The sequence below is a fragment of the Kitasatospora sp. NPDC048194 genome (assembly GCF_043202455.1).
Lineage (GTDB): Bacteria > Actinomycetota > Actinomycetes > Streptomycetales > Streptomycetaceae > Kitasatospora.
The window spans coordinates 281647-302649 of the sequence record NZ_JBIDAK010000006.1 but is presented as its reverse complement, the minus strand read 5'-3'; the positions used below and the strand labels follow the sequence as shown (position 1 = coordinate 302649).

Here is a 21003-nt window from a genome sequence, read left to right as displayed (position 1 = left end):
TCGACACCGTCACCGACGCCGCCGTCACCGTCCTGCCCGACGCCTCCGGCAACCCCCGCCTCACCGGCTACCTCACCGGCCCCCACGCCGACCCGGACCGGATCCGCCGTCAGCTGGCCGAGTTGCTGCCCTCGTACATGGTCCCCGCGTCCTGGATCGTCCTGGACGCGATGCCGCTCACCCCCAACGGCAAGCTCGACCGCAAGGCCCTCCCCCGCCCCGAGGCCACCGAGCAGGACAGCACCCGCGGCCCCCGCACCGACCGCGAGCGCATCCTCTGCGACATCCTCGCCGAGGTGCTCGGCACCACCGCCGTCGGCATCGACGAGGACTTCTTCGCCCTCGGCGGCGACTCCATCCGCTCCATCCAGGTGGTCAGCCGCGCCCGCAAGGCCGGACTCACCCTCACCACCCGGGACGTCTTCACCCACAAGACCGCCGCCGCCCTCGCGCAGATCGCCGAGGAGGCCGGCGCCGAGCCCGCCGCCCCGGCGGTTCCCGAGGGCGGCCTGGTCGAGCTCTCGGACGAAGAACTGGCCGATCTGGAATTCGAGTTCAACGAGGAGCTTTCGTGACGACCGGCCCCGGAACGACCGGCCCGAGAACCGGGTCGAAGATCAGCGAGGTCCTGCCGCTCTCGCCGCTCCAGCAGGGCCTGCTGTTCCTGTCCTCGTACGACCGGACCGCGCCCGACCTGTACACCCTCCAGCTGGTCGCCGAGCTGGACGGTCCGGGCGCGGCCGACGGCGAGCAGCTGGCCGCCCGGCTGCGCACCGCCTCGGCCGCCCTGCTGCGCCGCCACCCCAACCTGCGGGCCTGCTTCCGCCACCGCAGGAGCGGCGAGCCCGTGCAGATCGTCCTCAAGGACACCGAGGTCGAGCCGGAGTGGGTGCGGCACGACCTCACCCACCTGCCCGAGGCCGAACGCGAGGAACAGGCCCGGCGGCTGGCCGACGAGGACCGGCTGCGCCGCTTCGACCCCGCCCGGCCACCGCTGATGCGCTTCACGCTGATCCGGCTCGGCGAGGGGCGCCACCGCTTCCTCTGGTCGGTGCACCACATCCTCCTGGACGGCTGGTCCTTCCCGCTGGCGGTGAGGGAGTTGGCCCTGCTGGGCGACCCGGCCGGGGCGGCGGCGCTGCCCGAGCCCGCACCCTACCGGTCCTTCCTGACCTGGCTGAACGGCCGCGACACCGGCGCCGCCCGTGCTGCCTGGGCCGAGCTGCTGGCCGGCCTGGAGGGCCCGCTGCGGGTGCTGCCGGAGACCGCGCCCGCCGCCGAACTCCCCTCCGTCGTAGGCCGATCGCTGTCACCCGAGCACACCGCCGCGCTCACCGGCTGGGCGCGCGGACAGGGGCTGACCCTGAACACCGTGGTGCAGGGCTGCTGGGCCCTGCTGCTCGGCGGGCTCACCGGCCGCCAGGACGTGGTGTTCGGCTCGGTCACCTCCGGCCGCCCGGCCGAGGTGCCGGACGTCGAGTCGATGATCGGGCTGTTCGCCAACACCGTGCCCGTCCGGGCCGAACTGCGCCCGGACCGTCGCGCCTCCGAGCTGTTCGCCGCGCTGTCCGCGCAGCAGCTCGCCATGATGCCCCACGAACACCTGCCGCTGGCCGAGGTGCAGGCCGCCTCCGGGCTCCAGGGCGAGCTGTTCGACACCGTGCTCGCCTTCCAGAGCTACCCGATGGACGAGGCCGCCCTGTACCGCGAGTCCGGCGGGACGGTCAGCGCCGCCCGGATCCTCTCGGCCACCCACTACCCGCTCAGCCTGACCGTCTTCCCCGGCGAGCGGCTCGACCTCCACCTCGGCTACCGCGCCTCCGCACTGGCGCGGGCCGAGGCCGGGGCCTGGGCGAGGGCCCACGCCGCGGCCGGGGCGGAGGCCGAAGCCGAGGCCGGGGCGGAGCGCCTGCTGGCGCGCCTGCTGCGGATCCTGGAGCAGGTGGCGGAGGACCCGCACACCCCGCTGGCCCGGCTCGGCGGCCCGGACCCCGCCGAACTGGCCCGCATCCTCGGCGAGTGGAGCGGCGCCCGCGCCCCCGTCCCGTCCGGCGCCGACCGGCACACCACCATCCCAGCCCTGTTCGCCGAGCAGGCCGCCCGCTCCCCGGAGGCCCGCGCGGTCACCGCGCCGGACGCCGACCTCACCTACCGCGAGCTGGACGAGCGCTCCAGCCGGCTGGCCCACCTGCTGGTCTCGCACGGCGCCGGGCCGGAGTCCTTCGTCGCCGTCGCCCTGCCGCGCGGCGCCGCGCTGGTCGTCGCCGTCCTCGCCGTGCTCAAGGCGGGCGCCGCCTACCTGCCGCTGGAGCCCGCCCACCCGGCCGACCGGATCGGCTACGCCCTGGCCGACGCGCGCCCGACGCTGCTGCTGACCGTCTCCCGGCTGCCGGAGTCCGCCGCGCTGCCGGACCTTCCCGGACTGCGGCGCATCGAGCTCGACGTGCCGGAGACCGTCGAGGCACTGGCCGCCCGCCCGGCCACCCCGCCCGCCGTCGCGGTCGCCCCCGAGCACCCGGCCTACGTCATCCACACCTCCGGCTCCACCGGCCGCCCCAAGGGCGTCGTGGTGCCGCACCGGAACGTGGTCCGGCTGCTCGACGCCACCGAGCACTGGTTCGGCTTCGGGCCGGACGACGTCTGGACCCTGTTCCACTCGATCGCCTTCGACTTCACGGTCTGGGAGCTGTGGGGCGCCCTGCTGCGCGGCGGCCGGCTGGTGGTCGTCCCGTACGACGTCTCGCGCTCCCCCGACGCCTTCCTGGAGCTGCTCGCCGCCGAGCGGGTGACCGTCCTCAACCAGACCCCCTCCGCCTTCTACCAGCTGATGCGCGCCGACGCCGAGCGCCCGCGCGAACTCGCCCTGCGCATAGTGGTGTTCGGCGGCGAGACGCTGGACATCGGCCGGCTCGCCGACTGGTACGCCCGGCACCCCGAGGACGCGCCCCGGCTGGTCAACATGTACGGCATCACCGAGACCACCGTGCACGTCTCCTACCAGGCCCTGGACGCCGCGACGGCCGCCGCCGGGGGCGGCAGCGTGATCGGGCGCGCCATCCCCGACCTGCGGGTCCACCTGCTGGACGGCGCCCTGCGGCCCGTCCCGCCCGGGGTGCCCGGCGAGCTGTACGTCACCGGCCCGAGCCTCGCCCGCGGCTACCTGAACCGGCCCGCGCTGACCGCCGAGCGCTTCGTCGCCTGCCCGTTCGAGGCGGGCGGGGCCCGGATGTACCGCACCGGCGACCTCGGCCGGTGGCGTCCGGACGGCTCGCTGGAGTACCTGGGCCGCGCCGACGAGCAGGTCCAACTGCGCGGGTTCCGGATCGAGCCGGGGGAGATCGCGACCGTCCTCGGGCGGCACCCGCGGGTCGCCGAGGCGGCCGTGGTGGCCCGCGAGGACCGGCCGGGCGACCAGCGGCTGGTCGCCTACGTGGTGCCCGTCCAGGAGCCCGCCGGAGCAGCCGCGCCCGGCCAGCCGCCCGCCACCGAGGCCGGACCCCGCCAGGAGCCCGCCGCCGAGGCCGGGCCCGGCCAGGAGCCCGCCGGAGCAGCCGGACTGGGCGCCGAGCTCAGGGCGTTCGCCGCCGAGCGGCTGCCGGAGTACATGGTCCCCGCCGCCGTGGTCGCGCTGCCCGCCCTGCCGCTCACCGCCAACGGCAAGCTCGACCGGCGCGCCCTGCCCGCCCCCGCGTACGCCGTCTCGGCCCGGGCCCCGCGCGGTCCGGAGGAGGAACTGCTCTGCGAGGTCTTCGCCGAGGTCCTGGGGCTGGAGCGGGTCGGCGCCGACGACGAGTTCTTCGCCCTCGGCGGGCACTCCCTGCTGGCCACCCGGATCGTCAACCGGGTCCGGGCCGAACTCGGCGCGGAACTGCGGGTCAGGGACCTCTTCGAGGCCCCCTCCCCGGCCCGCCTCGCCACCCGGCTGAAGGGCGCGGCCGCCGCGCCGCGCCGCGTCCCGCTCACCGCGGGACCCCGGCCGGCGGTGGTCCCGCTGTCGTACGCCCAGCAGCGGCTCTGGTTCGTCGAACGCCTGGGCGCCCCCGGCGGGCTGTACCACATCCCGATGGCCGTCCGGCTCTCCGGGCAGCTCGACACCGCCGCCCTGGCGGCCGCCCTCCAGGACGTGGTGGCCCGGCACGAGGCGCTGCGCACCGTCTTCCCGAGCCGCGTCGCCACCCCGGGCGCCCCCGACAGCGCCACCGCCCCCGACAGCGCCACCGCCCCCGGCGCGACCCCGGGCACCCCCGGCACCGACGAGGGCCCGGCCGAGCAGCGGGTGCTCGCCCCCGCCGAGGCCGCCGTCCCGCTCCCGCTGAGCCCGACCACCGAGGCCGAGCTGCCCGCCGCGCTCGCCGCCGAGGCCGCCCGCCCCTTCGACCTGGAGACCGGGCTTCCGGTCCGGGCCCGGCTCTTCGCCCTCGGCCCGCAGGAGCACGTGCTGTCCCTGGTGCTGCACCACATCGCCGCGGACGGCTGGTCGCTCGCCCCGCTGACCCGTGACCTCACCGCCTGCTACCGGGCCCGCCGCGACGGCCACCGCGCCCAACTCCCGCCACTGCCCGTCCAGTACGCCGACTACGCGCTCTGGCAGCGCCGACTGCTCGGCACCGAGGCCGACCCGGCGAGCGAGCTTTCCCGCCAACTGCGGTACTGGACGGACCGGTTGCGCGATCTACCGGAGGAGCTGGCGCTGCCCTTCGACCACCCGCGCGGCAGCCGGGCCGACCACCGCGGCGCGGCGCACCGCACCGCCGTGCCGCCGCAGCTCACCGAAGGTCTCCGCCGCTCGGCCGCCGACTGGGCGGTCAGCCCCTTCATGCTGCTGCGCACCGCCCTCGCCGCCCTGCTCACCCGCCTCGGCGCGGGCACCGACATCCCGCTCGGCAGCCCGGTCGCCGGCCGCGCCGACGAACGGCTCGACGAACTGGTCGGCATGTTCGTCAACACCCTGGTGCTGCGCACCGACACCTCCGGCGACCCGGGCCTGCGCGAACTCGCCGAGCGGGTGCGGGAGTCCGACCTGGCGGCGTACCAGCACCAGGACCTGCCGTTCGAGAAGCTGGTCGAGGTGCTCAACCCCGAGCGCTCGATGGCCCGGCACCCGCTGTTCCAGGTGGTGATCGGCCACCGGCAGGCCGCTCCGCCCGCGGCCGAGGACCCGCGGCTCGGCGTGTCCGAGCAGCCCGTCCCGGTCGGCACCGCCAAGTGGGACCTGTCCTTCCAGTTCACCGAGGGCCCGGACGGCGCCCTCGCCCTCACCGTCGAGTACCGCACCGACCTCTTCGAACCCGGCACCGCCCGCCGGATCACCGACGCCTACCTCCGGCTGCTCGCCGCCGGCCTCGCCGAACCCGCCACCCCGCTCTCCCGGTTGGACCTGATCGCCCCCGAGGAGCAGGCCGACCTGCTCGCCCGCGGCACCCACCGGCTCGGCACCCCGCTCAGCACCCTCACCGCCCTGGTCGACCGCCGGATCGCGGCCGCCCCGGAGGCCGTCGCCCTGATCCACGCCGAGCCGTACGGCACCGCGCCGGGCGCCGCCGGGTCCGACACCCCCGGCCCGCTCCGCCGCACCACGTACGGCGAACTGGACGCCGAGGCCAACCGCCTGGCCCGGCTGCTGACCGCCCACGGCACCCGCAAGGGCGAACTGGTCGCCCTGCGGCTGGAGCGCGGCCCGGCCGTGGTGCGCGCCCTGCTGGCGATCGCCCGCGCCGGCGCGGCCTACCTGCCGATCGACCCGTCGTACCCGCCCGAGCGGGTCCGCGACATGCTCGCCGACAGCGGCGCCCGACTGCTGCTCACCCAGCAGTCCCTGGCCGGCTTCGAACTCCCCGCCGGGGTGCACCCGCTGGTCCTGGACGCGCCGGCGACGCTCACCGCACTCGCCGCCCAGCCCGCGACGGCCCCGGCCGTCACCGTCCACCCCGACGACCTGCTCTACGTCATCTACACCTCCGGCTCCACCGGCAGGCCCAAGGGCGTCGCGGTCTCCCACCGCGCCGCCGTCCGCCTGGTGCTGGGACTGCCCGAGCTGGCACCCACCGCCGAGGACACCTTCCTCCACTTCGCGCCGGTCGCCTTCGACGCCTCCACCTTCGAGATCTGGAGCCCGCTCGCCCACGGCGCCCGGCTGGCGATCCAGCCGCCCGGGCCGGCCGATCCGCAGGCCCTGGAGGAGTTCCTCACCCGGGCCGGGGTGAGCATCGCCTTCCTCACCACCCAGCTGGTCAACACCATCGCCGACACCCGCCCGCGCGCCCTGGCCCCGCTGCGCGCGCTGCTCACCGGCGGCGAGGCGCACTCCCGCGACCACCTGGACCGGCTGCGGGCCGCGCTGCCCGGCACCACCGTCTTCCACGTGTACGGCCCCACCGAGGTCACCACCTTCGCCACCGGCCAGGACCTCGGCCGCGCCGACGGCACCGTCCCGATCGGCCTGCCGATCGGCGACACCGGCGGGTACGTCCTGGACGAGGCGCTGCGCCCGGTGCCGCGCGGGGTGGTCGGCGAGCTGTACCTGTCCGGCGAGGGCCTGGCCAGGGGCTACCTCAACCGCCCCGGCCTGACCGCCGAGCGCTTCACCGCCGACCCGTACGGGCCGCCCGGCACCCGGATGTACCGCACCGGGGACCTGGTCCGCTGGGACCGGCACGGCCGGATCGAATACGTCGCCCGCGCCGACCAGCAGGTCAAGATCCGCGGCTACCGGATCGAACCCGGCGAGATCGAACGCCTGCTGGCCGCCCACCCCGCCGTCGCCAGGGCCGCCGTGCTGGCCCCCGCCGACTCCACCGGCCAGCGCCGGCTGGTCGCCTACCTGGTCCCCGCCGAGGGCCGGCCGGCGCCCGAACCGGCCGAGCTGCAACGCCACCTGGCCCGCTCGCTGCCGGGCTACATGGTCCCGGACGCCTTCGCCGTGCTGCCCGCGCTGCCGCTGAACGCCAACGGCAAGCTGGACGTCCGGGCGCTGCCCGCCCCCGCCCCGGCGGCCCGCACCCGGCGGGCGCCCAGGACCGAGCCGGAGCGGCTGCTCTGCGCGGCCGTGCAGGAGGTGCTGGGCGTGGAGCGGGTCGGCCCGGACGACTCCTTCTTCGCCCTCGGCGGGGACAGCCTCAAGGCCATCCGCCTCGTCAACGCGGCCACCCGGGCCGGCCTGCCGCTCAGCCTCGGCGCGGTCTTCGAGCACCGCACCGTGGAGGCGCTGGCCGCCGCCTCCGGCCCGGCGGACGGGCCGGGTCTCGACCCGTTCGCCACCGTCCTGCCGATCCGCCCCACCGGCAGCCGCCCCCCGCTGTTCTGCGTGCACGGCGGCCTCGGCTTCGCACTGCCGTTCGCCGCACTCGCCGAGCACCTCGACCCCGAGCAGCCGGTGTACGGCCTCCAGGCCGACGGCCTCGCGGACGACGGCCCGCTGCCCGGCGGGCTCGGCGAGGTGGCCGAGGAGTACCTCGCGCGGATCCGGGCGATCCAGCCGCACGGCCCGTACCACCTGCTCGGCTGGTCCTACGGCGGGGTCGTCGCGCACGAGATGGCGGTGCGGCTGACCGCCGCCGGCGAGCGGGTGGCCCTGCTGGCCAACCTGGACGCCTACCCCGACGACGCGCGCGGCGTGCGGCCGAGCGACGCGGAGTTCCTCGCCGACTTCCTGGCCGAGGCCGGCGCCGACACGGGCGCCGGTGCCGGAGCGGTCGCCGGCGCCGACACGGCCGCCGGTGCCGAACCGGGCGCCGGTGCCGGAGCGGGCCCCGGTAGCGAACCCGCATCGGACGCCGGTGGAGAAGCGCCGGGGCAGCTCACCCCGCAGAGCGTCGCCGCCCGCCTCGCGCGCGCCGGCGGACCGCTCGCCGGCCTCCGACCGGCCGTGCTGGAAAGGCTGCTGGCGGTCATGCGGAACAACCTGGAGCTGTTCCAGCGGTTCACCCCGAACCGCCTCGACGGCTGCCCGATGACGCTGTTCGTCGCGGCCGGCGGCCCCCGCCGGCTCACCGCGGAGGAACGCGCCCTCAAGCTCAAGAGCTGGGCGCCGTACGTCGGTTCCGCCGTCCACGCGTACGACGTGGACAGCGGGCACCAGCAGATGCTGCGACCCGCACCGGCCGCCGCGATCGGCGCCGTCCTCGACCAGCTGCTCGACACCCCACCGATCACCAGTCCTGACGACCTCTGGAGCTGACCACCATGGCGAACCCCTTCGACCGCGAAGACGGCACCTTCCTGGTCCTCGTCAACGACGAGGGACAGCACTCCCTCTGGCCGTCCTTCGCCGCCGTCCCGGCCGGCTGGACGGTCACCCTGGACGCCACCGACCGCGCCACCGCCGTCGCCCACGTCGAGGCCCACTGGACGGACATGCGCCCGCTCAGCCTCCAGCAGCAGGGCTGAGCACCCGGGGGCAGCTGTCCGCCGGGCCCGGAGACCCGCGCCGGGCGGCCCGCTCGACCAGCCGGCTCGAACAGCCCCCGCTCGAACAGCCACCGCTCGAACAGCCCGCCGAACGGCCGCCCGCCGGGAATTCCCGTAATCCCCGCCGCCCGGCCCTCCAGACGCCGCCCGCCGTACCCGTGGAGCCCCCGTCCACCGGTACGGCGGGCGGTCGCTTTCGCTCCCGCGGCACCGTCCCACCAGGCCCGGGGCGCCGCGCTCCCGGCCCGCCGCCGCCCCCGGACTCCCGTCAGTGAGCGGTCAGTTGGACGTCATCGACCCGTCATCGCCGCTGATTAGTTTTCTCGCCGGAAGCAAATTCCGGGCATCTGGAAAACGGAGGAAACCCCATGACGACGGTTGCGCCGGAGCGCCTCGCCCGAATCCGCGAAATCATCGCCGAGAACATCGACGTGCACACCGAGTTCTCCGACACGGCACTGTTCGTCGACGAGCTGGGCGCCGACTCGCTCAAGCTCATCGACGTGCTGAGCGCGCTGGAGATGGAGTACTCCATCGTCATCGACATGAACGAGCTCCCGAAGATGGTGAACGTGGAGACCACCTACCAGGTGACCGCGGCCGCCGCCGGCTGGTGACCCGAGGACCCGCGACACCACCGCCGCACACCGCCTAAGGAGTCCCATGTCCACCGCACAGTCACCAGCCGCCCCCCGGTCCGGCACGCCGGCCGGGCGCCGGCGGGTCGTCCTCACCGGCCTCGGGGCGATCTCCAGCATCGGCACGGGCCTCGAGGAGTACACCGCGGGGCTGCGGGCCGGCCGCTCCGGCGCGCGGCCGATCACCCGCTTCGACACCGAGGGCTTCGGCCAGAACATCGCCTGCGAGGTCCCGGACTTCGAGCCGGAGCGCTGGATCCACCGCGTCCCGCTCGACGACATGGGCCGGGCCGGCCAGTTCGCGGTCGCGGCGGCCCGGATGGCGGTGGACGACGCCGGGCTGACGGAGGCCGACCTCGGCGAGCGCCAGGCCGTGATCAGCGTCGGCACCACCGACGGCGAGTCGCACGACATCGGCCTGCTGGTGGAGCAGGAACTCGCCGCCGGCACTCCGGAGGCGATGGACCCGGTGCTGTCCCGCCGGATCAACGCCGGACGGCTGAGCACCGTGATCGCCCGCGAGCTGCGGATGCCGAACGTGGAGCCGACCACCATCACCACCGCCTGCGCGGCGGGCAACTACTCGATCGGCTACGGCCTGGACGCGATCCGCTCCGGCGAGGTGGACATCGCGCTGTGCGGCGGCGCCGACGCCGTCTGCCGCAAGGCGTTCGCCCTGTTCAAGCGCTTCGGCGCACTCACCCCGGACGTGGTCCGCCCGTTCGACCGGGACCGCCAGGGCATCCTCACCGGCGAGGGCGCGGGCATCCTCGTGCTGGAGAGCCTGGAATCCGCCCTCGCCCGCGGCGCGCACATCTACGCCGAGGTGCTGGGCTACGGCCTCAGCTGCGACGCCGCCCACGCGACCGCGCCCAACCGGGACGGCATCGCCCGCGGCATCCGGCTCGCCCTGGAGGACGCCGGGGTCGAGCGCGACGAGGTCGACTTCATCTCCGCGCACGGCACCGGCACCAAAGCCAACGACAAGACCGAGTCCGCCGCGATCCTGGACGTGTACGGCGACGCCCCGCCGCGCACCGTCGCCGTGAAGTCGATGCTCGGCCACTCGATGGGCGCCGCCAGCGCGCTGGCCGCGATCGCCTGCAGCATCGCCATCGAGCACCAGTTCATCCCGCCGACCATCAACCACCGGGAGACCGACCCGGACTGCCCGCTGGACGTCGTGCCCAACCAGGCCATCGACGCCGAGGTCCGGATCGTGGAGAACAACTCCAGCGCCTTCGCCGGCAACAACGCCATCCTGATCCTGGGCACGTACGGAGAGCGAGTCTGACGATGACGAGACCCCTGAAGAGCTCCCCGGCCGACCGGGCCGCCCTGCCGCCCGACACCCTCGTCATCACCGGCTGGTCGGCCGTCTCGCCGTACGGCCTGACCGGCCGGGCCTTCGCCGCCGGCGTGCGCTCCGGCGCCAAGACCGCCGTCGCGCCGGGCGACGCGTTCGGCCCGCTGCCCTCGCCGGAGGCCTGCGTGGTGCCCGGCTTCGACATCAAGGGCCTGCTCGGCCCGGTCGGCACCGCCAAGATGGACCGGCTCACGGCGCTCACCCTGGTCGCCTCCGACGACCTGCTGCAGGACGCCGAGGGCAACCGGTCGGTGCCGACCGACGGCCGCACCGGCGTGGTCCTCGGCATCTCGATGGGCAGCCTGGAGAACGTCACCAACTTCCTCAAGCAGTCGTACACCAACGCGCTGCCCTTCCACGTCGACGCCGGCCGGATCCCGTTCGGCAGCCTCAACCACGCCGCCGGCGCCACGGCGATCCGGCACGGGCTCACCGGCCCCAACACCACCGTCGCGGGCGGGCGGGTCAGCGGACTGCTCGCCCTCAACTACGCCCGCCGACTGATGGGCCAGGGCCGCGCCACCAAGTACCTGGTCGGCTCGGCCGAGGAGTTCTCCGCCGCGCACGCCTGGATCGAGCACGCCGCCGTCGCGCCCGGGGACCCGGCGCCGCTGCTCGGCGAGGGCTGCGGCCTCCTCGTGGTCGAGCACGCGGGCACCGCCCACCGCCCGGCGCTCGCCGCCGTGCTGGCCGTCGAGACCCGGGTCGACGTCGACGACGACCCGGCGGCGGCCGTCACCGCCTGCGTACGGCGTGCCCTGGCCCGGGCCGGCGCCACCGCCGAGGAGGTGTGGGCCGCCGTTCCCAGCGCCGCGCCCACCGCGGCCGGCCGCGCCGAGCACGAGGCTCTCGCCGCGCTGCTGCCCGCCGAGGCGCTCACCCGGGTGCCGTCCATGGAACTGCTCGGCGACACCGGCGCGGCCGCCGCCACCTTCCAGATCCAGGCGCTGCTCAGCGTCGCCGGGGCCGAGCCGGCCGCGGCGGGCCGCACCGCCCTGGTCACCGCCGTGGACCGGGACGGCGCGGTGGGCTGCGCCGTGCTGCGGCTGCTGGACCCGGCCGACGAGAACCGGCCCGCGACCGAGCCGGGCGCGACCGACCCGAGCGGAAGCGACGCGGACGGGACCGACCCGGACGGAGGGGCCGCGTGATCGCCCTGGTCAGCGGCGGCTCCCGGGGGATCGGCCGGGCCATCGTGCTGCGGCTCGCCCAGGACGGCTACGACGTCGCCTTCTGCTACCACTCCAACGCCGGGGCCGCCGAGCAACTCGTCAAGGAGGCGGGCGAGTTCGGCACCCGGATCAGCGCCACCCGGTGCGACGTGGCGAACGCCGCCGAGGTCCGCGACTGGTTCGCCCGCACCGAGCGCGACCTCGGCCCGGTCGACGCCGCGGTCACATCGGCCGGCATCACCCGGGACCGCCCGGTGATCCTGATGCCCGAGCAGGACTGGGAGCAGGTGCTGCGCACCAACCTGGACGGCGTCTACCACGTCTGCCGGGCCGCCGCCTTCGCGATGAGCAAGCGCCGCCGCGGCTCGATCGTCAACCTGTCCTCGGTGTCGGGCATCTACGGCAACCTCGGTCAGGCCAACTACGCCGCCTCCAAGGCCGGGATCATCGGCTTCACCAAGTCCCTGGCCAAGGAGTGCGGCCCGCGCGGAGTGCGCGCCAACGTGGTCGCGCCCGGCCTGATCGCCACCGACATGGTCGGCGACATGTCCGACGCGGCGGTGGAGCGGATGCTGAAGAACGTCGCCCTCGGCCGGGCCGGGCAGCCCGAGGAGGTGGCCGACCTGGTCTCCTTCCTGCTCTCCGAGCGGGCCTCGTACATCAGCGGGTCGGTCTTCGAGATCCACGGCGGCGGCACCTTCTGATGGAAGCGGCGCGAACGGGGGAGCGGATGGGAGCGCGGATGCGGCAGGGCGCGGGCCGGGAAGGCGCCGGCAGAGAAGGCACCGGCGCAGGGACGGGCGGAGGGACGGGCGCCACCGGCGCGGCCGGCAGGGACCACCAGGACGGGGCCGTCGCCCGCCACTACGACGCGATCGTCGTCGGCAGCGGCCTGGGCGGCCTGGTCAGCGCCGGCTACCTGGCCGCCGACGGCCGCCGCGTCCTCGTCCTCGAACAGCACGACATCGCGGGCGGCAACGCCCACGTCTTCCGCCGGCGCCGCAAGTACGAGTTCGACGTGGGCACCCACTACGTCGGCGACTGCGGCGAGGGCGGCCTCTTCCCGTCCCTGCTGGCCGGCCTCGGCGTCCGCGACCGGGTCATCTTCCGACCGATGGACAACGAGCACGGCTTCGACCGGATCATCACCCCCACCGCCACCCTGGATGTGCCCGCCGACTGGGCGGCCTACCGCGAGCGGCTCCACCAGGCGCTGCCCGAGGAGGCCGAGCGGGTCGACCGGTTCCTCGACCTCGCCCGCGCGGTGGCCGGCGCCACCCGGGACGGCCTGCACGGCACCGCCATGGTCGAACTGTTCCGGCGCTCCCCGCACACCATGCGCTGGACCCGCCGCACCCTCGGCCAGGCGCTGGACCACTGCGAACTCTCGCCCAGGGCCCGCACCCTGGTCGCCGCCCAGGCCGGCAACTACGGCACCATGCCGGACGGCATCACCCTCGCCGAGCACGCCGCCATGCTCGACCACTACCTGCGCGGCGCCTACTACCCCGAGGGCGGCGGACAGGTCCTGGTGGCCGCCCTGGTCGAGGCCCTGGAGTCGTACGGCGGCGAGCTGCGCACCCGCCGCGAGGTGCGCCGCATCCTGATCGAGCACGGCCGCGCCACCGGTGTCGAACTCACCGACGGCACCCGGATCTCCGCCCCGCTGGTGATCTCCAACGCCGACTACCGCCGCACCGTGCTCGACCTGTGCGGCGGCGAGCCGGCCTTCCCGCCCGAGGTGGTCGCCCGGACCCGCGCCGCCACCATGCGCGGCGCCGTCGTCTCGGTGTACGTCGCCCTGGACACCGAACTGCCGGGCCTGCCCAACGCCAACATCTGGTGGCACGACAGCGACGACATGGAGGCCGCCCACGCCGCCGTGCGGGAGCGCTGGGAGCGCGACGGCACCTTCGACTCGGTGCCGCAGCTGACCTTCTCCTTCGCCTCGCTCAAGGACCCGGGCGCCACCGCGGTCTGCCCGCCCGGCCACAGCAACTTCCAGCTGATGACCGGCTGCCCTCCCGGCTACGGCTTCTGGGGCGTGCCCGCAGGCCCGGTGGCCGGCGAGCCCTACCGCCGCAACCCCGCCTACCTCGACCGCAAGCGCCGGATCACCGAGCTGATGCTGGCCACCGCCGAGAAGGTGATCGGCCCGTTCCGGGACCGCGTCACCCACCTGGAGACCGCCACCCCGCTCAGCCACGAGCGCTACATCCGGGGCACCGGCGGCACCCCCTACGGCATGGCCGACTGGGGCGGCGTCGGCCAGCGCCCGGACGTCCGCACCGAGGTGGAGGGCCTCTACGTGGTCGGCCAGAGCGTCCGCTACGGCAGCGGCCTCGGGGCCGTCGCCACCAGCGGGATGGCCGCCGCCGGACAGATCCTGGGACGCCCGCTGCTGCCCGAGGTGCTCGGCGGCACGGTGCTCGGCGACCCCTCCCGGCTGCCCGAGCGCGGCCCGGACTGGGACCCGCTGGTGGCCTCCCGCGGCCGGGCCCGCCACCACGCCAAGGGCCTCGCCCGCATCGGCTGAGCCGGACGCGCCGCACGCGCGCAGCCGGATCCCTTCACCCCACCAGGAGCAGTGTTCCCATGACCCAGGTACCCACCTTCGCCGTGGTCTCCGGCGCCCAGGTGCACGAAGCCCTCCACGGGCACGAGGACGAGGTCGTCGCCGTGGTCGAGGCCGCGTACCGGCTGCACGGCGAAGGACGGACGGTCAACCCCGACTCGTACTTCCTGCGCTTCCCGGACCGCCCGTCCGACCGGATCATCGCCCTGCCCGCCTCCGTCCAGGGCGAGGTCGGGGTGCACGGCATCAAGTGGATCTCCAGTTTCCCGGGCAACGTCGCGGCCGGCCTGCCGCGCGCCTCGGCCGTCCTGATCCTCAACGACGCCGAGACCGGCTACCCCGTCGCCTGCCTGGAGTCGTCGATCATCAGCGCGGCCCGCACCGCCGCCTCGGCCGCCCTCGCCGCGGCCCGGCTGGCCGACGCCCGCGGCGAACGCCCGCGCCGGGTCGGCTTCTTCGGAGTCGGGCTGATCGCCCGCTACATCCACACCTACCTGGCCGCGAACGGCTTCGACTTCACCGAGGCCGGCATCCACGACCTCTCCCCCGAGCACGCCCGGGGCTTCGCCGACTACCTGCGCCGCGCCGAGGGCGAGGAGTTGGCGATCACCGTCCACGACAAGCCCGAGGACCTGGTCCGCGGCAGCGACCTGATCGTCTTCGCCACCGTCGCCGGCGAGCCGCACGTCACCGACCCCGACTGGTTCGCCCACCACCCGCTGGTGCTGCACGTCTCGCTGCGCGACCTCTCCCCCGAGATCGTCCTCGACTCCTGGAACGTGGTCGACGACGTCGAGCACTGCATGAAGGCCGCCACCTCCCCGCACCTGGCCGAACAGCTGGTCGGCCACCGGGAGTTCGTGGCCGGCACGCTCTACGACGTGCTCACCGGCGCGATCACCCCGCCCGCCGACCGCCCGGTGGTGTTCTCCCCGTTCGGCCTCGGGGTGCTCGACCTGGCCGTCGCCAAGCACGTCCACGACCGGGTCCGGGCCGCCGGGCAGCTGCACACGGTGCCCGGCTTCTTCCACGAGCTCAAGCGCTACGGCTGAGCCGCCCCGCAGAGCCCGCGCCGAGCCCGCCGGACGCCCGCCCCCGCCAGCCGGGGCGGGCGTCCGCCCGTGCGCGTCCCTGTCCACCGCACGTCAGTGCAGCGTCAGTCGGGTGTCAGCCTCCCGGACGGAGAATCACCGCATGAGATCCTTTGCCAGCCTCGCCGAGTTCGCCGGGGCGACCGGGGAACACCTCGGATACAGCCAGTGGCTGGAGGTCACCCAGCACAGCGTGGACGAGTTCGCCCGCGCCACCGGCGACCTCCAGTGGATCCACGTGGACCCGGACCTCGCGGCCGCCGGCCCGTTCGGCGGGACCATCGCCCACGGCTACCTGACGCTCGGCCTGCTGCCCGCGATGATGCGCGCGATCTTCGAGATCAGGGACGTCACCATGGGCGTCAACTTCGGTCTGGACAAGGTGCGTTTCCCGCACCCGGTCCGGGTCGGCGCCCGGGTGCGCGGCGGCGCCAAGGTCACCGGCGTCCGCGAGACCCCGGCGGGACACCTGGCCGCCGTCCGGATGACCGTCGAGATCGAGGGCGAACCGCGGGCCGCCTGCGTGGCGGACACCCTGTCGCTGTTCGTCGCCGGCGGGGAGACGCTCGAACGGCCCGGTCCGACGGCCCGCGAGAGCGCCAAGCAGGCGGCCCAAGAGGGGACTTAGTACTACCGCCATCCCCACCCCGCCTTCGCCACAATGGTCACCCGGCCACCACGGCCGGAGCAGCGAAGGCACCAGAGAGGAGCGTGTCCATGGACCGCACGATGCAGCTCGGGGGAAGCCCCGCACCGGCCGAGATCAGGGGTTTCTCGGCCTCCGCCGGACTCACCGGGCTGCGACGGGCACTGGCCCTCTGCTGGATGTCCGCCGCCGCCTTCGGCCGCAGCCTCGCCGTCACCACCGCGATCTCCCTGATCGGCCCCGGCCTCGGGCTGGTCCCGCGGGCCATGGAGCGGGTGCGCGCGCTGGCGGCCCGTCAGCGCGGCCTGGCCGAGGCCTGGTCGGGCGTACGGATCCCCGGCCCGCCCGGGCCCCTGCCGCCCGCGCCCGAAGGCGCCTCGGGGGCGATCGCCCGCTACCGCTGGATCATGAGCGACCCGCAGACCAAGCGGGAGTTCGCCTGGGTCCTCACCGACCCGATCGCCGGCGGCTTCCTCGCCTTCACGCCGATCGCGCTGGTGCTCAGCGGCCTCTGGGGCATCTTCCTGGCCTTCTTCGGCGTCCCGCTGTCCACCGAGTGGGACGGCCTCTGGTACCAGTTCATCCCGATCGACGGCCAGGCCACCGCCGTGCTCGCCGGCGTGCTCGGCGTCCTCCAACTCCCCCTGGCGCTCTGGATGGCGCCGCGCGCCGTCCGCAAGCACGCGCTGTACACCCGGTCGATGCTCGCCCCGAGCGAGCAGGAGCTGATGGCCAGCCGGATCGAGCACCTCACCACCACCCGCAGCACCGCGGTGGACACCCAGATGGCCGAGATCCGCCGGATCGAACGCGACCTGCACGACGGCGCCCAGGCCCGCCTGGTCGCGATGGGCATGACCCTCGACGCCGCCGAACACCTCCTGGAGACCAACCCGGACGCCGTCCGCGCCCTGCTGATCGAGGCCCGCGAATCCTCCTCCAAGGCGCTGGAGGAGATCCGCAACCTGGTCCGCGGCATCCACCCGCCGGTCCTCGCCGACCGCGGACTCGCCGACGCGGTACGGGCTCTGGCGATGGTCTGCCCGGTCCCCACCGAGGTCGCGGTGGACCTCCCCGGCCGCCCCGAGATGCCCGTCGAGTCCGCCGCCTACTTCGCCATCTCGGAGATCCTCGCCAACGTCGCCAAGCACTCCCACGCCGACCGCGCCTGGATCGACATTCGCTACGATCACGGCATGCTGCGCATCACCGTCACGGACACCGGCCGCGGCGGCGCGGACGCCTCCCGGGGCACCGGACTGCGCGGCATCGAGCGGCGGCTCGCCACCTTCGACGGCGTCCTCGCCGTCAGCAGCCCCGTCAACGGCCCGACGATGGTCACCATGGAGCTCCCGTGCGCATTGTCCTCGCCGAAGACCACTTCCTCCTGAGGGACGGCCTGATCCGCCTCCTCCAGGCCTACGGCCACGAGGTGGCGGCCGCCGTCGACAACGGCGCCGACCTCCTCCGCGCCCTCACCGAGCAGCAGCCGGACGTCGCCATCGTCGACGTCCGGCTGCCACCCAACTTCACCGACGAGGGCCTGCGGGCCGTCCTCACCGCCCGCCGCACCATGCCCGACCTCCCGGTCCTGCTGCTCTCCCAGTACGTCGAGCCCCTGTACGCCCGCGAACTCCTCGCCAGCGGCGGCCGCGGCGTCGGCTACATGCTCAAGGACCGCGTCACCAACGGCTCCCAGTTCCTCGACTCGATCCGCCGCGTCGCCGACGGCGGCACCGCCATGGACCCGGAGGTCATCTCCCAACTCCTGGTCCGTAAGGAGCGCGACGAGTCGATCGCCGCCCTCTCCGACCGCGAACGCGAAGTCCTCGAATGGCTCGCCCAGGGCCGCTCCAACGCCGGCATCGCCCAGGGCCTCTTCATCACCGAGAAGGCCGTCGCCAAGCACATCAGCAACATCTTCACCAAGCTCAACCTGCACCCCGCCGACGCCGACAACCGCCGCGTCCTCGCCGTCCTCGCCTACCTCGACCAGTGATCCGGCAGGTCGGACAGGTCGGCCAGCTGACTCCACAACCCGCGCTCCACCGCTGACATCCCGACACCCGGCACCACCCGCTCCGGATGCCCCGCCCCCGGCCCGCACAGCCCCCCGGCCTCGGCCACCGCCTCCGCCGCCCTCAGCGCCCCCACCACGTGCACCTCCCCGAGCGCCACGAAACCCGCGCCCAGCCGCCCCCACCACCGGCCGGCCCGCCCCCGCCACACCCCGCTCGCCATTCCCCCAGCCTGCCCACGCCCCCTCGAGGGGCCCTCGATCCGCCGGGCCGGCGCCCCTCAGGAGTCGCGCCGGTCGGCTCCTGCGGTCGGGAAGGCCTCGCCGGTCATGCCGGCGGTGAGGGTGGTGCCGTCGGCCGGGTCGATCAGCAGGAAGGAGCCGGTGCGGCGGTTGTCGGTGTAGCTGTCGAGGGCGAGCGGCTCGGCGGTGCGCAGTGTCACGTGGCCGATGTCGTTGACGTTCAACCCCTGGGGGGCGGTGCGCTGTTCGAGACCCCCTTCGCTGATCGGCGCAGTGATGTCGATGCGGTAGGAGATGTCCTTGACGAGGGCGCGCACGGTGCGGGTGGTGTGTTTGAGGAGGACTTTGTCGCCGGTGCGCAGTGGGCGTTCGTTGAGGTGGCTGACGGTGGCCTCGATGTCCTTGGTGGGGGTGGGGGCCGGGCCGGTGGCGAGGAGGTCGCCGCGGGAGACGTCGAGGTCGTCGGCGAGGCGGACGGTGATGGACTGCGGGGCCCAGGCGATGTCCGTTGCGCGGCCGAGGACGTCGATGCCGGTGACGGTGGTGGTGTGGCCGGTGGGCAGGACGGTGATCTGGTCGCCGACGCGCAGGACGCCGGAGGCCAACTGGCCCGCGTAGCCGCGGTAGTCGGGGTGTTCCTCGGTCTGGGGGCGGATGACGTACTGGACGGGGAAGCGGGCGGGTTCGGCGCTGGGGTCGGTGCCGACCGGGACGGTTTCGAGGTGTTCCAGGAGGGTGGGGCCGGCGTACCAGTCCATGTGGGGGGAGGGTTCGACGACGTTGTCGCCGGCGAGGGCGGAGATCGGGACGGCGAGGACGTCGGTGATGCCGAGGGAGGCGGCGTAGGTGGTGAACTCGGCGGCGATGGCGGCGAAGACGGGTTCGGCGTAGTCGACGAGGTCCATCTTGTTGACGGCGAGGACGACGTGGGGCACCCGCAGGAGGGCGGCGACGGCGGCGTGCCGGCGGGTCTGCTCGACGACGCCGTTGCGGGCGTCGACCAGGACGACGGCGAGTTCGGCGGTGGAGGCGCCGGTGACCATGTTGCGGGTGTACTGCACGTGGCCGGGGGTGTCGGCGAGGATGAAGCGCCGGCGGGGGGTGGCGAAGTAGCGGTACGCGACGTCGATGGTGATGCCTTGTTCGCGTTCGGCGCGCAGGCCGTCGGTGAGCAGGGCGAGGTCGGGTGCGTCCTGGCCGCGGCCCAGGGAGGCGCGTTCGACGGCTTCCAGCTGGTCGGCGAGCACGGACTTGGAGTCGTGGAGGAGGCGGCCGACGAGGGTGGACTTGCCGTCGTCGACGGAGCCGGCGGTGGCGAAGCGCAGCAGCGAGGTGGCGCTGGTGTCGGTGGTGGTGCTCATCAGAAGTATCCCTCGCGTTTGCGGTCTTCCATCGCGGCTTCGGAGAGTTTGTCGTCGGCGCGGGTGGCGCCGCGTTCGGTGAGGCGGCTGGCGGCGATCTCGGCGATGACGGCCTGGATGGTGGTGGCGTCGGAGTCGACGGCGCCGGTGCAGGACATGTCGCCGACGGTGCGGTAGCGGATCAGGCGCCGCTGGACGGGCTCGTCCTCGCGGGGGCCGCCCCACTCGCCGGCGGTGAGCCACATGCCGCCCCGGGCGAAGACGTCGCGTTCGTGGGCGTAGTAGATCTCGGGGAGCTCGATGCCCTCGCGCTCGATGTACTGCCAGACGTCGAGTTCGGTCCAGTTGGACAGCGGGAAGACGCGTACGTGCTCGCCGGCGGCGTGGCGGCCGTTGTAGAGCGACCACAGTTCGGGGCGCTGGCGGCGCGGGTCCCAGGCGCCGAACTCGTCGCGCAGGGAGAAGACGCGCTCCTTGGCGCGGGCCTTCTCCTCGTCCCGGCGCCCGCCGCCGAACACGGCATCGAAGCGGTTGGTCTCGATCGCGTCGAGCAGCGGCACGGTCTGCAGCGGGTTGCGGGTCCCGTCCGGACGCTCGCGCAGCCGGCCGTCGTCGATGTAGTCCTGGACGTGGGCGACGTACAGGCGCAGGTGGTGCTGCGCCACGACGCGGTCGCGGTAGGCGATGACCTCGGGGAAGTTGTGCCCCGTGTCGACGTGCAGCAGGGAGAACGGGACGGCGGCGGGCGCGAAGGCCTTCAGCGCCAGGTGCAGCATGACGATGGAGTCCTTGCCGCCGGAGAAGAGGATCACCGGGCGCTCGAACTCCCCCGCGACCTCGCGGAGGATATGCACCGACTCGGCCTCCAGCGCGTCCAGGTGGGACAGCGCGAAGGGATTGTCGTCGGTGCGGACGGGATGGTCGGTCGCGGTGGTCATGCCAGGCCCCTCTGGGTCAGGAAGGCGTGCAGCTCGGCGGCGCTCTCGGCCACCTCGCGGCCCTGGGTCTGCAGGCGCAACTCGGGTTCCACGGGCGCCTCGTACGGGTCGTCCACGCCGGTGAGACCGGTGATCTCGCCGGCTGCCTGCTTGGCGTACAGGCCCTTGACGTCGCGTTCGGCGCACAGCTCGATGGGGGTGGCGACGTGGATCTCCAGGAACTCGGTGCCGGTGGCGGCGTGCCGCTCGCGCACGGCGGCGCGGGAGTCGGCGAAAGGGGCGATCACCGGGGCCAGCACCTTGACGCCGTTGGCGGCGAGTTTCTCGGCGACGAAGCCGATCCGGGTGACGTTGGTGTGCCGGTCCTCGCGGGAGAAACCGAGGCCCTTGGAGAGGAACTCGCGGATCTCGTCGCCGTCCAGGACCTCGACCCGGTGGCCCTCCGCGCGCAGCCACTCGGCCAACGCGAACGCCAGCGTGGTCTTGCCCGCACTCGGCAGCCCGGTCAGCCACACGGTGGCGCCGCGCTCGCAGGGGACGGCCGCACGGG

Annotated in this window: 14 protein-coding genes and 2 pseudogenes; 12 read left to right on the top strand and 4 right to left on the bottom strand. The window is 74.4% G+C overall.

Features of this window, described 5'->3' with window-relative positions; genetic code table 11:
• The 12 genes and pseudogenes from ACGF07_RS11400 to ACGF07_RS11345 all read left to right on the top strand — a co-directional run.
• The coding region (locus ACGF07_RS11400; protein ID WP_392897420.1) for a phosphopantetheine-binding protein at positions 1 to 575 on the top strand (575 nt) is incomplete at its 5' end.
• Complete coding sequence (locus tag ACGF07_RS11395; protein WP_392897418.1) at positions 572 to 8176, top strand: amino acid adenylation domain-containing protein; 7605 nt, start codon at positions 572 to 574, stop codon at positions 8174 to 8176. The genes ACGF07_RS11400 and ACGF07_RS11395, both read left to right, overlap by 4 nt.
• A gap of 5 nt (positions 8177 to 8181) precedes the next feature.
• A complete protein-coding gene (locus ACGF07_RS11390; RefSeq protein ID WP_350742743.1) occupies positions 8182 to 8385 on the top strand; it encodes an MbtH family protein in 204 nt (67 codons plus the stop codon).
• A 389-nt stretch (positions 8386 to 8774) separates the two neighbouring features.
• Positions 8775 to 9023, top strand: a complete 249-nt coding sequence (locus ACGF07_RS11385) for an acyl carrier protein (protein WP_350742745.1) — start codon at positions 8775 to 8777, stop codon at positions 9021 to 9023.
• A gap of 46 nt (positions 9024 to 9069) precedes the next feature.
• Positions 9070 to 10338, top strand: a complete 1269-nt coding sequence (locus ACGF07_RS11380; RefSeq protein WP_392897416.1) for a beta-ketoacyl-[acyl-carrier-protein] synthase family protein — start codon at positions 9070 to 9072, stop codon at positions 10336 to 10338.
• A 2-nt stretch (positions 10339 to 10340) separates the two neighbouring features.
• Positions 10341 to 11561 carry a beta-ketoacyl synthase N-terminal-like domain-containing protein gene (locus tag ACGF07_RS11375; protein WP_350742749.1) on the top strand — a complete coding sequence of 407 codons (1221 nt, stop codon included), beginning with the start codon at positions 10341 to 10343 and terminating at the stop codon, positions 11559 to 11561.
• Entirely contained in the window at positions 11558 to 12286 is a 729-nt protein-coding gene (gene fabG / locus ACGF07_RS11370) for a 3-oxoacyl-ACP reductase FabG (RefSeq protein WP_350742751.1), read from the top strand. Before ACGF07_RS11375 ends, fabG begins: the two co-directional genes overlap by 4 nt.
• A 38-nt stretch (positions 12287 to 12324) precedes the next feature.
• Positions 12325 to 14118, top strand: coding sequence for a phytoene desaturase family protein (locus tag ACGF07_RS11365; protein ID WP_392897415.1), 1794 nt, complete (start codon positions 12325 to 12327; stop codon positions 14116 to 14118).
• 59 nt (positions 14119 to 14177) lie between these two features.
• Positions 14178 to 15209 (top strand): 2,3-diaminopropionate biosynthesis protein SbnB, encoded by a 1032-nt coding sequence (sbnB, locus tag ACGF07_RS11360; RefSeq protein ID WP_392897413.1) that lies wholly within the window; start codon positions 14178 to 14180, stop codon positions 15207 to 15209.
• A gap of 142 nt (positions 15210 to 15351) precedes the next feature.
• Positions 15352 to 15795: pseudogene (locus tag ACGF07_RS11355) on the top strand (MaoC family dehydratase); the annotation flags it as partial.
• Between the two features lie 170 nt (positions 15796 to 15965).
• A complete protein-coding gene (locus ACGF07_RS11350) occupies positions 15966 to 17285 on the top strand; it encodes a sensor histidine kinase (RefSeq protein ID WP_392897411.1) in 1320 nt (439 codons plus the stop codon).
• Positions 17249 to 17893 carry a response regulator transcription factor gene (locus tag ACGF07_RS11345; RefSeq protein WP_350742761.1) on the top strand — a complete coding sequence of 215 codons (645 nt, stop codon included), beginning with the start codon at positions 17249 to 17251 and terminating at the stop codon, positions 17891 to 17893. The genes ACGF07_RS11350 and ACGF07_RS11345 overlap by 37 nt, the downstream gene beginning before the upstream one ends.
• Here the strand turns inward: ACGF07_RS11345 and ACGF07_RS11340 are convergent.
• The 4 genes and pseudogenes from ACGF07_RS11340 to cysC all read right to left on the bottom strand — a co-directional run.
• Positions 17878 to 18135 (bottom strand): DUF6059 family protein, encoded by a 258-nt coding sequence (locus ACGF07_RS11340; RefSeq protein ID WP_392897409.1) that lies wholly within the window; start codon positions 18133 to 18135, stop codon positions 17878 to 17880. The two genes, ACGF07_RS11345 and ACGF07_RS11340, sit on opposite strands and share 16 nt — an antisense overlap.
• Positions 18136 to 18192: 57 nt before the next feature.
• Positions 18193 to 19515, bottom strand: a complete 1323-nt coding sequence (locus tag ACGF07_RS11335) for a sulfate adenylyltransferase subunit 1 (RefSeq protein ID WP_392897407.1) — start codon at positions 19513 to 19515, stop codon at positions 18193 to 18195.
• Positions 19515 to 20453 (bottom strand): sulfate adenylyltransferase subunit CysD, encoded by a 939-nt coding sequence (cysD, locus tag ACGF07_RS11330; RefSeq protein ID WP_392897405.1) that lies wholly within the window; start codon positions 20451 to 20453, stop codon positions 19515 to 19517. The genes ACGF07_RS11335 and cysD overlap by 1 nt, the downstream gene beginning before the upstream one ends.
• A pseudogene (gene cysC, locus ACGF07_RS11325) lies at positions 20450 to 20983 on the bottom strand (adenylyl-sulfate kinase); the annotation flags it as partial. The gene cysD and the pseudogene cysC, both read right to left, overlap by 4 nt.
• Positions 20984 to 21003: the final 20 nt, after the last annotated feature.

Coding starts and splice junctions, on each gene's coding strand:
- ACGF07_RS11390 (WP_350742743.1), top strand. CDS start 8,182: ATGGCGAACCCCTTCGACCGCGAAGACGGCACCTTCCTGGTCCTCGTC.
- ACGF07_RS11385 (WP_350742745.1), top strand. CDS start 8,775: ATGACGACGGTTGCGCCGGAGCGCCTCGCCCGAATCCGCGAAATCATC.
- ACGF07_RS11380 (WP_392897416.1), top strand. CDS start 9,070: ATGTCCACCGCACAGTCACCAGCCGCCCCCCGGTCCGGCACGCCGGCC.
- ACGF07_RS11375 (WP_350742749.1), top strand. CDS start 10,341: ATGACGAGACCCCTGAAGAGCTCCCCGGCCGACCGGGCCGCCCTGCCG.
- ACGF07_RS11365 (WP_392897415.1), top strand. CDS start 12,325: ATGCGGCAGGGCGCGGGCCGGGAAGGCGCCGGCAGAGAAGGCACCGGC.
- sbnB (WP_392897413.1), top strand. CDS start 14,178: ATGACCCAGGTACCCACCTTCGCCGTGGTCTCCGGCGCCCAGGTGCAC.
- ACGF07_RS11350 (WP_392897411.1), top strand. CDS start 15,966: ATGGACCGCACGATGCAGCTCGGGGGAAGCCCCGCACCGGCCGAGATC.
- ACGF07_RS11340 (WP_392897409.1), bottom strand. CDS start 18,135: ATGGCGAGCGGGGTGTGGCGGGGGCGGGCCGGCCGGTGGTGGGGGCGG.
- ACGF07_RS11335 (WP_392897407.1), bottom strand. CDS start 19,515: ATGAGCACCACCACCGACACCAGCGCCACCTCGCTGCTGCGCTTCGCC.
- cysD (WP_392897405.1), bottom strand. CDS start 20,453: ATGACCACCGCGACCGACCATCCCGTCCGCACCGACGACAATCCCTTC.